Raw genomic sequence first — 11,263 nt, forward strand, 5'->3', positions numbered from 1 at the left:
GGAGTACGCCGCCGTGGTGCGTGGGGTCAGGTGACGCGCGGACCGGGGATTGGGGGGATTGGACAGAATCGGGGCGGGCGCGGAAGATCGCCGGAAGGTCCCGTAACAGTGGTGGCGCGGGCGAGAGTTGTTCTCACACGCCCGACGGGCAACGAGGTGGCTTCCCGATGGAATTGATCCGGAACATAGTGAGGGTGCTCGCCTTTTCCTGGGTCCTGGGCGCGCTGGCGGTCATCGTCGTCGCGGTCGTCCGTGACATGCGGCGGCGCGGGAATCCGGCGGCCCCGCACTGGTCGGGTCACGGGCCGCCGTTCATGGTCACCGTCGCGCTGTCGCTGGTGATCCAGGCAGTCGCCGGGGCGTTCACAGGCGACAGCGACTGGGGGTTCACGCTCCTCATGGCCGGGGTCAACGGGCTGGTCGGCACCGCCGTCGTGTTTCTGCTCGCTCTCCGGGACCGAGCGGCGATGGCGGGGGCGCGGGCGGTTCAGCTGGTGGGCGTGACCGTCGGTGTGGCCGGTGGCCTGGCCGCCGGCGCGGGGGCCTGGGTCTTCGGCTGAGGTCTCTTGGCCGACGCCCTCGCCCGGCACGGCGTCGCCCGCGCCGACCTGGTACAGGCCCGCGACACCGCCCCCGCCACCCCCGTACCGGCGTGACCGCCGTCGCCCCCGTCACATGGGGGAATAGCATGGGCCGGGCGGAGAACGGGCAAGTGCGGGCGAAGGGAAGCAATGGCTGGGAACCTCATCGTGGTCGGGTCGGCCAACCAGGACTACGTCCTCGCGGTGGACGCGCTGCCGACCGGTGGGGAGACCCGGCTGGCACACAGCCTGCGCCGCTTCCCCGGTGGCAAGGGCGCGAACCAGGCCGTGGCCGCCGCCCGGCTCGGGGCGCAGGTGGCGATCGTCGGCGCGGTCGGTGACGACGACGACGGGGCCCTGCTGATCCGCGAACTGCGCGCCGAGGGCGTCGACACCAGCGAGATCGAGATCACCTCCGCCGACCGCACCGGGCTCGCCGTCGTCTCGCTCCTCCCGGCGGGCGAGAGCGCCCAGACGGTCGTACCCGGAGCGAACCACACCCTCAGCGCCGCCCGGACCGCCCATGTGGTGAGCCGGCTCGCCACCCCGGACGCGATCCTCGTCGTCCAGGCGGAGATCCCCGCCGACGTCGTGACCGCCGTGGTGCGCGCCGCCTCCCAGAGTGCCGTGCGCAGCGTGGTGAACCTGTCGCCGGTCATCGACCTCGACGAGGACGTGCTGCGCCACGCCGACCCGCTCGTCGTCCACGGCGTCGAGGCCGCCGCGCTGACCGGCTTCGCGATCGACGGCAGGGAGCGGGCCGAGGAGGCCGCGGCGGCGCTCCTGCGCATCGCCAGGTCCGTGGTCGTCGTCGCCGACCGCGACGGCGCGGCCTGGGCCGACGACGGTGGCAGCGGATACGTCCTGTCGCCCCGGGTCGGCCCGGCCGTCGACACGACCGGCGCCGGGGACGCCTTCGTCGGCGGTCTGGTCACCCTGCTCGCCGAGGGCGCGAGCCTGAAGGAGGCGGTCCGGGTCGGCGCGGAGGTCGGCGCCGTCGCCATGTCACGCGTCGGCGCGCAGGCTTCGTACCCGTACCGCCGCGACATCCGCCAGCTCAGGCGCTGACGGGTGGAACGGCACAAAGGCCGGGGGACAGGGGGACCGGAACGGTGGAGCGTGGGGTCGGGACGCCGAGAGGAACGAGGTAAGGGGCAGCAGATGGCGCCGAAAGTCACACGCTCGGACGTGGCACGGATGGCGGGTGTCTCCCCGGCAGTCGTCAGCTACGTCACCAATGGCGGCCCCCGCCCCGTGTCGGCCGCCGCGCGGGCCCGGGTCGAGGCGGCCATCGAAGCCCTCGGCTACCGGCCCGACGCGCTGGCGACCGCCTTCCGCGACGGCCGCACGATGTCCGTCGGACTGCTGATGCCGAGCCCCATGAACCCGTACTACGCCGAGATGGCCCACGCCGTCGAGGTCGAACTCGCCCGGCGCGGCCATGTCCTGTCCATCGGGATCAGCGCGTTCAACGCCGCCCAGGACGAGGCGCAGATCAGATCCTTCGACGACCGCCGGATGACCGGTCTGCTCATCGCGTCCGCCGCCTCCCTGCCCACCGGCTTTACCGCGGGGCAGTGGTCGACCCCGCACGTGGTGCTGGACGACGTCACCGACGTGTCGCCCGACTCGCCGTCCGTGTACGCCGATTCGTACTACGACGTCCGCCGCGCCGTCGATCATCTCCAGTACCACGGCCACTCCGTCATCGCCTGCATCGCCGGACCGCCCACCTGGCCGGACGACGCCCGGCGCGTCCAGGCGTGGCGCGACCAGCAACTCGCGGCGGGCCTGCCGGCCGGCGACGACCTCGTGGGCCACGCCGATGTCAGCGCCGAGGGCGGCTCGATGGCCCTGCGGGTGCTCCTCGAAGAGGACTCCTACCGCAGCTCCCGGCGTGAACTGCGGCCCACGGCCGTGGTCGTCACCAGCGACATCCAGGCCATCGGCGCCCTGCGCGTCTGCCACGAACTGGGCATCGACGTCCCCGGCGACCTGGCGATCGTCTCCTACGACGGTGTCCGCCAGGGCCTGTTCAGCGCCCCCCGGCTCACCTCGATGCGCCGGCCGCTCCGCGAGATCGTCCGCACGGCCATCTCCCTCATCACCACCGGCGACTCCACCGACACCCAGCCCCGCCCACCCCGCCTCTCGCTGCGCGGCAACCTCCTCATCGGCGAAAGCTGCGGCTGCGAGCCCACGATCCAGTGGACGGGCGGCATGAGCTGACGGCCCCTCAGCGTTCCCGGCTGGTGGGGGTTGGCCTTGGCCGGTGCGGGGGCCTTTGGCTGCTGCGGCCGAAGTCGGCCGAAGTCGGCCAACTCCGGCCAACTCCAGCCGACTCCGGCTGACTTGGGCCGCCCTCGGCTGGTCCGGCCAGGGCCCGGCTGCCCCCGCCTGACCCGGCCGCCCAGGCCAACCCCCGACAACGCAGGCCCGACCGGGCTGACCCTGGCCCGTCCGGGCTGACCCCGGAACGACCAAGGCCCTGCCCGAGCCGGACCGGAGGACGAGGACCTGTCCTGGCGCCGGGACCGGACCAGGCGACCGGGACCGTCCGGGGAAGTCAGGCTGGATCGGCGCAACCGGGGCCGACCCGGGACCCGCAGCCGCCGCCCCCGTTTCAAGAGGACTTCCGCCCCGCCAACGGCTCCTCGCCCCGCTTCCTGCCCCGCCCCGCCTCCACCACATCCGCCCGCGACGGATACGACGCCTGCGCCCCGACGCGGGTGATCGCGACCGTGCCTACCTCGACCGCGAAGCTGACCGCCGCGTCCAGGTCGTGGCCCTCCGCCAGGAGTGTGGCCAGGCCGCCGACGAACGCGTCACCCGCGCCGGTCGTGTCCAGCACCTGCCCCACCGGGGGAGCGGGCACCGCCGCCCCGTCCCGGCCCCGCGCCCACACCGCGCCCGCCCCGCCCAGCGTGATCACCGCCGAGGCCGCCCGCTCCGCCAGCCGCCGGGCGGCCTCCGTCGGGGAGCCGAGCGCCGCGACCGGGGTGCCGAGCAGCGCCGCCGCCTCCACCTCGTTGACCACCAGCGGGTCGGCGAGCCGCAGCAGTTCGGCGGGGAGTTCGGTGTACGGCGCCAGATTGAGGACGACGCGCGCGCCGCACCGTACCCCCGTCTCGACGGCCGCGCGGAGCGCGGGCACCGGGATCTCCCCTTGCAGGACGACGATCGAGGACGCGTCGGCCAGCCGCCGCACGGCACGGGCGGTGCGGTCGGCGACCAGCGTGAAGTTCGCGCCGGGCACGACGGTGATCGCGTTCTCGCCGTCGGGGAGGACGGACACGAAGGCGAGGCCGGTCCGGGCGACCGTGGTGATCTCCACATCGCTCGTGTCGACGCCCTCCGACCGCAGCTCACGGATCAGGAACGCCCCGTCGGAGTCGTCCCCGACCGCGCCGACGAAGCGGACGGCCCCGCCGAGCCGGGCCGCCGCGACGGCCTGGTTGACGCCCTTGCCGCCGGGGAACCGTCTCAGCCGCCCCGCGAGCCGCGTCTCCCCGGGCCGGGGCAGCGCCGTACAGGCGATGACGTAGTCCTGATTCGCCGAACCCACGACGACGACGGTGCCGGGCACGATCTTGTCTCCCCTCGCTGGCATCCACGGGCTTCCCTGGAGTTGTTCTCCATCACGCAACACGTGTTGACCATAAAGGTAACTCGTGTTGACATAAGACCTGCGAGGGCGCGCCGAACCAGCACCGCGCCCCGCGAGGACCCGACGGCGGAACCCGGCGCCACCCCGACACCCCTCTGCGCCGGCTCCCGCCCCCGGTCCCCTCCGCATCGCTCCCACACGACCGCATCGCCCCCACACGACCCAGACGACAGGAACCGGCCTTGGCTCAGCGACTACGACGTGGATCTCCGGCACCCGCACGGACGGGTGTCGTGATCGGCGTGCTGCTCGTCGCCTCGTTCGTCGTGGTGCTGAACGAGACGATCATGACCGTCGCGATCCCGCGGCTGGTCATCGAGCTGGGGATCTCCGTCAACACCGCCCAGTGGCTGACCACCGTGTATCTGCTCACGATGGCCGTGGTGATCCCGACCACCGGGTTCGTCATCCAGCGGTTCCCGACCCGGGTGGTGTTCGCCGCGAGCTGCGGGGTGTTCCTCTGCGGCACGCTGCTCGCGGCGGTGGCCCCGGGGTTCGCCCTGCTGCTCGCCGCGCGGATCGTGCAGGCCGCGGCGGCCGGGGTGATGCTGCCACTCCTGATGACGACCGTGCTCACCCTCGCCCCGGCCGGACGCCGGGGGGCGCTCATGGGCGTGGTGACGATCGTCCTCGCGGTCGCGCCGGCCATCGGACCCGCGCTGGCGGGGCTGGTCCTCCAGTATCTGCACTGGCGCTATCTCTTCGTCGTACTGCTGCCCGTCGCGGTGGGCGCGCTCGTCATCGGGCTGATCTTCCTCACCGACGTCGGCACGACCCGCAAGGTCTCGCTCGACCTCCCGTCCGTGGCGCTGGCCGTCCTCGGCTTCGGCCCCCTGGTGCTCGGGCTGAGCCAGCTCGGCGAGGCGATGCACGGGACCGGGCGGATCGTGCTCGCGTCGGCACTGGTCGCCGCCGGGGCGGGCGGCGTGGCGCTGTTCGCCCGGCGCCAGAAGGCCCTGGCGGGGACCGGCGACCCGGTGCTGGACGTCCGGGTGTTCGCGGCACCGCAGTTCCGGATCGGCCTGAGCATCCTGCTGCTGTGCATGGCCGCGTACTACGGTGCTCTCCTCGCCCTGCCCTACTACCTTCAGCGTGTCCTCGGCCTCGACACCCTCACCACCGGCACGATTCTGCTGCCGGGCGGGCTGCTGATGGGACTGATGGGCCCGCTCGCGGGGCACTTCTTCGATCGCTTCGGGGCACGCGTCCCCGTGGTCGCCGGCACCGGGGCGCTGGTCGTCTTCTACACCGCCTTCGCCTTCCTGGGCACCGACACCCCGGTCTGGCTGGTCGCCGTCCTGTACGCCGGATTCATGGGACTGGGCATGGGCGTGCTGTCCACCCCGGCCGTGACCGGCGCCCTCGAAGCGCTGCCGCCGGGCAGGTACGCGCACGGCAACGCCGTGATCGCCTCCCTCCAGCAGGTGGCCGGCGCCGCCGGGAGCGCCGTGTTCGCGGCGGTGTTCTCACTGTCGGCGATGGCCGCGGGGCCCGGCGCCGCCGTCGAGGGCGAGGTCAGGGCCGTACGGATCGGCTTCGCCGCGTCGGCCGTCGTCGCCGCGCTCGCGTTCGCCCTGGCGTTCCGGGTGGCCCGCAACCGGCCCTCGGCACCACCGCGGCCGTCCGGGGCCGAAGCGGCACCCCGGTCACCCAACCGATCACGACAGTAGCCACCACGGCGGTCACCACAGTAATCAGGCCAGTAGCCACGACACCGATCACGACACCGATCACGACGGCCGCCACGACACCGATCACGACGGCCGCCACGACAGCCATCACGGCAGTGATCCCCACAGGGATCCGCACAGCGATCCCGACGCAAAGAGCAGGAGAACCCATCCCCATGACCGACGTCATCGTCGTCAACGAATCCTTCGAACGGCACTGGTCCTACGCCGCCGACCACGCCCTGCACCTGTGGCGCGGCACGAACCCGCACTTCGTCCGGCTCGCGCCCGGCGACCCGCGCACCCTGGACGAGCTGGACCTCCCCCGCGACACCCGGCGCCTGCTCGTGCTCGGCTACGACCTCGACCACGGCGACGGCTCCTTCCCGGCGCTGCCGCACCTGACCGAGGCCGCCTTCGCCGACGTGCCCGGCGCCGCCGGATTCACGGACACCGCCGCAGCGCGCGGAGTCACCGTGTACGTGCCGCGCAACGAGGGCTACTGGGCCCAGTCCGTCGCCGAGTTCGCCCTCGGCCTCACCATCGGCGGGCTGCGCCGCATCCCGCAGACGTACGCCGCGATGCGCGAGAGCCACGCCGTCTGGTCGTACTACCCGGGCGAGGGCAACGGCCGTCCCCGCACCCGGGCCGCCCAGTTCGGCGACGACCCGGCGTTCGTCTCCGGCACGGTCGCGGGGAAGCGGGTGCGGGTCGCGGGCATGGGCAACATCGGCACCCGGTACGCCTCCTTCTGCGCCGCGCTCGGCGCGGACGTCGCCGGCTGGAGCCGGTCGGCGCCCGACCCGGCGTTCCACCGCTCCGGCGCCCGGCGCCGGTTCCGGCTGGCGGAACTGGTCGCGGACGCCGAGATCTTCGCGCCGATGATCCCCCACCTCCCCGCGACGGAGGGCCTGATCACGGACCGGCTGATCGACGCGCTGCCCACGGGCTGTCTGGTCGTCTGCGTCACCCGGATGCAGATCCTGGACAGCAAGGCGCTGCGCCGGCGCGTGCTGGCCGACGAGCTGTCGCTGGCCGCCGACGTCTTCGACATCGAGCCGCTACCGCTGGACGACCCGCTGCTCGGCCGGCCCAACGTGGTGCACACCCCGCACAACGCGGGCCGCACCCTCGACTCCAACCGCGCGTTCGCCGAAGCACTGATCGAGCAGTTCCGCAGTGCCTGACCATCCCAGCACCAGCAGGAGACAACCATGAGCGGGATCACCGTCGCCGTCGTAGGGCTGAACTTCGGCGAGCTGTGGGTGCCGATCTACCAGTCGCACCCCGAGGTGGAACGGGTCGTGCTGTGCGACCCGGCACCGGACGTCCTGGAGCGGGTGGCGCGGGCGCACGGCGTCCCCGGCACCGACACCCATCCCTCGCTGGAAGCGGTGCTCCGGGCACCGGACGTCGACGCGGTCCATCTGCTCACCCCGCTGCATCTGCACGCCGAGCAGACCTTCGCCGTGATGGGCGCGGGCAAGCACTGTGCCGTCGCCGTCACCCCGAGCCTCGACCCCGACGACCTCCAGCGGATCGTCGACCTCCAGCACAGCACCGGGCTGAACTACATGATGATGGAGACCGGCGCCTACTCCGACCCGGTCGTGCACATCAAGGGCCTGGTCGACTCGGGGGAGTTCGGGGACGTGGTCTTCGGGCGCGGCGAGCACCACCAGGACATGGAGGGCTGGCCCGGCTACTGGGTCGGGCTGCCGCCGATGTGGTACTCCTCCCACGCGCTGTCCCCGATGCTCGCGGCGCTCGGCAGCCGCCCCACCACGGTCCGCGCGCTCGGCGCCGGACGGCTGCCCGCGGACGAACGCGCGGTGTGGGACAACCCGTACCCGATGGAGACCGCGCTGTACGAGCTGGCGGACTCGACAGCCACCCTCCAGGTCACCCGGTCGATGTTCCGCACCACCCGCGCACCGGTGGAGTCCTTCTCCCTCTACGGGGAGCGGCACGGCCTGGAATGGGGCCGGACCACCGACGAGGCGCCCCTCTACTTCTCCTGGGGCGAGCACGGTCCCGGCGGGCGCGGACGCATGGTCGAGGCGGTCCCGTACACACCGCCGGACCTGTCCGACACGATGCCGCCGGCCCTCGCCCGGGGCAGCCAGCTGTACTGGGGCGCCGCTCCGCGCCTGGTGCACGAGTTCGTGAGCAGCGTCGTCGAGGGCCGCCGCCCCGCCCTGGACGCGGTGGTCGCGGCCCAGTGGACGGCGGCGGGATTCGCCGCGCACACCTCCGCGATGAACGGCGGCTCGGTGGTGGAGATCCCGTCCTTCGAGCAGTGAGGAAACCTCATGCGAGAGACGGGCAAATACATCGTGCAACACGTGTTGACTCATCCTGCAACACGTGTTGATATGAGTGAAGCGAAATAGCAAGTCAAAGCCAAAACCCTCGCCGGGCCTGAGATCGACCATGTGATTCTCGTCGCTCGGATTCTCTGGACATGTCGTCCGCCGAGGTTGTCGGCAAAAGTACGTTCGTCTGCGAAAGCGCAGGAGTCACATTGCACGGCGCACTCAATCACCAACATCTCCTCCGGGCGGAACTCGCGCAGCGGACGGAGAGCGGATACGACGTGTCCGACATCGCTGAACGGATTTCCGCCGAGGGCGGCATCGACGCCCTCGCCCAGACCCGGGCACAGGAATTCCTCACGGACCTCGAAGCGACGGCCCACCGCCCCGACTGGGCCTATGTCGAGCCCGAGACCCTGGCGGAGATCATCGCGGAGTCGGACTGGCCGGCGCCCGACGCCCACGCCGCACCGGCCACCGGCCCCGGCCTGTCCGAGAACCCCGGCCCCGGACTCCCGCCGGACTACCCGGCCAAGGTCTCCCGGGCCTGGCACGGCCGGATCGTCGGCAACATGCTCGGCAAGCCGGTGGAGAGCCTCGGGGAGTGGTCCCCGGCGGTCCTGCGGGCCTTCCTGGAGTCGCAGGACGCCTGGCCGCTGACCGACTACTTCCCGGCCGTCGAGGACACCGGCGAGGGCTTCCCCGAGTACGTCCCCTGCTGGACCGAGACGACCCGGGGCCGGGTCGACGGCTCGGCGCGGGACGACGACATCGACTACACCGTCCTCAACCTGCATCTGCTGCGGACGGTGGGCCCGGCCTTCACGACCGCCGACGTGGCCGCCGCCTGGCTGACCCTCCTGCCCTTCCTCCAGACCTACACCGCCGAGCGGGTCGCCCTGCGCAATCTGGCGGCCGGTGCCGCCCCCGAGGCCGCGGCGGACACCCGTAACCCCTACCGGGAGTACATCGGGGCGGCGATCCGCGCCGACGTCTTCGGCTACGTCCGGCCGGGCGACCCGGCGGGCGCGGCGGAACTGGCCTACCGGGACGCGACGCTGTCGCACCGGGCGAACGGCGTGTACGGCGAGATGTGGTGCGCCGCGCTGGTGGCGGCGGCCTTCACGGCGGGCGGCATCCGGGAGGCGTACGACCGCTCACTGACCGTCGTCCCGCGCCGCTCGCGGCTGTACGCGGCCCTGACCGCCGTACGGGAGGCGTACGACCTGGGGCTGACCTGGGAGGAGGCGCGGGCGCGGATCGATGCCGGACTCGGCTCCTACGGCACGGTCCACACGGTGGTCAACGCGGCCGTCCTGGCCGCCGGACTGCTGTGGGCCGAGGGCGACTTCGACCGGTCGATCGCCCTGACCGTCCTCGGTGGACTGGACACCGACTCCAATGGGGCGACGGCCGGCTCGGTGGCGGGCCCGCTCGCCGCGGCCATCGACGAGCGCTGGACCGCGCCGCTCAAGGACACCGTGCGCAGCGCGGTGTTCGGCTATGACGGCGTACCGATCTCTTCCCTGGTGGCGCACACCGTCGAGGTGGCCACCGCACTGCGCCGGAACAGCACGTCGGCCGTGGCGGCCGAGGCGTACACGCCACGCGACATCTGGTGACCCACCGCAGCCCCGTCCCCCTCTCGGGCCGTACGCGAATCGAGTAGTCGAATGACCCAATTGACAGTGCAGTCAACGAGTGACGAAGACAGACAGAAGCTGAAGATGGCGAAGCGGACGGCGTTCGCGAGCTTTCTCGGCACGACCTTCCAATTCCTGGACGCGTCGATCTACGGAATCGTCGCCGCGGTCGTCTTCAGCAAAGTCTTCTTCCCCGCCGACAATCCCCAGTTGGCGAGCATCGGTGCCGTCGCGACCTTCGCGGTCGCCTATATCACCGGACCCATCGGCGCGTTCGTCCTGGGCCCGCTGGGCGACCGGATCGGCCGTCAGAAGGTCACCGTCATCACCATCACGGGCATGGGCATCGCCACGTTCCTGATCGGCTGTCTCCCCGGATACGCCACGATCGGCTTCGCGGCGCCCGTCCTGCTGGTGATCCTGCGGATCGCCCAGGGCTTCTTCACCTCCAGCGAGCAGGCCGGCACCAGTTCGCTGACCATGGAGCACGCGCCCACCAAACGCCGTGGGTTCTTCGTCAGCTTCATCAATGTCGGCGTCGGGGTCGGCGCGGTGCTCGGACAGCTCGCCTTCATCCCCATCCTGGCGCTGCCCGAGGAGGACCTGCTCAGCTGGGGCTGGCGGATCCCGTTCCTCGCCAGCATGATCTGGACGATCATCGTGCTCGCGTTCCGGAGCAAGATCAAGGACGCCGAGGTGTTCGTCGAGGCGAAGAACGAGGGCAAGGTGGCCCGCTATCCGGTCGCCCCGCTGTTCCGCCATCACTGGCGGAGCGTCGTCCGGGTCATCCTGCTCTGCCTGATGGCGGTCCCGGGCACCGTCGTGGGCGTCTACGCCTTCGGCTACGGCGTCGACACGGTGGGTCTCGACGCGAGCAAACTCCTCACCGTCCAGCTGATCGTGATCGTCGTGACGACACCGCTGCTGCCGCTGTGGGGCGTCCTCGGTGACCGCTTCGGACGCAGGCCGGTGTTCGCGGGCGGCGTCCTGATCGGCGGCCTGCTGATCTTCCCCCTCTTCCTGGCACTCAAGAACGGCAACCTCTTCTACATCCTCGTCCTGGAGGTTCTGGCCTACGGATTCCTCAACGCAGGGCAAGCACTCCAGCTCTCCATGTTCACGGAGATGTTCCCGACGAACGTCCGCACCACCGGCGTCGCCATCAGCAGCCAACTCGGCTTCCTGGTCGCCGGTTTCGCCCCCACCATCTGCTACGCCATCCAGCAGACCGGCCCGCAGGGCTGGATCCCACCGGCCCTGTTCACCACGGTGGTGTGCGTCATCGCCTCGATAGCCGCGTTCACCGGCCGGGAGACAGCGGACCGCGACCTGGCGACCCTGGACACCCTGGAACCACGGACACGGTAGCGACGAGGACGCCCACCCA

General features: G+C 71.7%; 9 protein-coding genes. 8 read left to right on the top strand and 1 reads right to left on the bottom strand.

All coding sequences use genetic code 11. The annotated features are described in order from the left end of the window. Positions 1-194 precede the first annotated feature (194 nt). From ACFXAZ_RS38320 to ACFXAZ_RS38330, 3 genes are all read left to right on the top strand, one after another. Positions 195-560, top strand: a complete 366-nt coding sequence (locus ACFXAZ_RS38320; RefSeq protein WP_384601313.1) for a hypothetical protein — start codon at positions 195-197, stop codon at positions 558-560. A gap of 171 nt (positions 561-731) precedes the next feature. Beyond that, positions 732-1,649 carry a ribokinase gene (locus tag ACFXAZ_RS38325; RefSeq protein WP_384601316.1) on the top strand — a complete coding sequence of 306 codons (918 nt, stop codon included), beginning with the start codon at positions 732-734 and terminating at the stop codon, positions 1,647-1,649. Positions 1,650-1,742: 93 nt separating this feature from the next. After that, complete coding sequence (locus ACFXAZ_RS38330) at positions 1,743-2,810, top strand: LacI family DNA-binding transcriptional regulator (protein ID WP_384601319.1); 1,068 nt, start codon at positions 1,743-1,745, stop codon at positions 2,808-2,810. Between the two features lie 394 nt (positions 2,811-3,204). On the opposite strand, the gene ACFXAZ_RS38335 is transcribed toward ACFXAZ_RS38330, so the two are convergent. Then, positions 3,205-4,191, bottom strand: a complete 987-nt coding sequence (locus tag ACFXAZ_RS38335) for a ribokinase (RefSeq protein ID WP_384601322.1) — start codon at positions 4,189-4,191, stop codon at positions 3,205-3,207. A gap of 290 nt (positions 4,192-4,481) precedes the next feature. Between ACFXAZ_RS38335 and ACFXAZ_RS38340 the strand changes: the two genes are divergently transcribed. The 5 genes from ACFXAZ_RS38340 to ACFXAZ_RS38360 all read left to right on the top strand — a co-directional run bounded on the left by ACFXAZ_RS38340 (position 4,482) and on the right by ACFXAZ_RS38360 (position 11,244). Continuing rightward, positions 4,482-5,918: a DHA2 family efflux MFS transporter permease subunit gene (locus ACFXAZ_RS38340; protein ID WP_384601324.1), complete on the top strand. Its 1,437-nt coding sequence runs from the start codon at positions 4,482-4,484 to the stop codon at positions 5,916-5,918. Between the two features lie 176 nt (positions 5,919-6,094). Beyond that, on the top strand, positions 6,095-7,105 hold the full coding sequence (locus ACFXAZ_RS38345) for an NAD(P)-dependent oxidoreductase (RefSeq protein WP_384601327.1): 1,011 nt from the start codon (positions 6,095-6,097) through the stop codon (positions 7,103-7,105). A gap of 27 nt (positions 7,106-7,132) precedes the next feature. Continuing rightward, positions 7,133-8,221: a Gfo/Idh/MocA family protein gene (locus tag ACFXAZ_RS38350; RefSeq protein WP_384601330.1), complete on the top strand. Its 1,089-nt coding sequence runs from the start codon at positions 7,133-7,135 to the stop codon at positions 8,219-8,221. A gap of 293 nt (positions 8,222-8,514) precedes the next feature. Beyond that, positions 8,515-9,855 carry an ADP-ribosylglycohydrolase family protein gene (locus ACFXAZ_RS38355; protein WP_384601333.1) on the top strand — a complete coding sequence of 447 codons (1,341 nt, stop codon included), beginning with the start codon at positions 8,515-8,517 and terminating at the stop codon, positions 9,853-9,855. A 105-nt stretch (positions 9,856-9,960) separates the two neighbouring features. Continuing rightward, the gene (locus ACFXAZ_RS38360; protein WP_384601336.1) at positions 9,961-11,244 is read left to right on the top strand and encodes an MFS transporter; all 1,284 of its coding nucleotides are present in this window, start codon (positions 9,961-9,963) and stop codon (positions 11,242-11,244) included. Positions 11,245-11,263 lie beyond the last annotated feature (19 nt).

The organism is Streptomyces sp. NPDC059477 (assembly GCF_042749375.1).
In the GTDB taxonomy this organism is placed as follows: Bacteria; Actinomycetota; Actinomycetes; order Streptomycetales; family Streptomycetaceae; genus Streptomyces.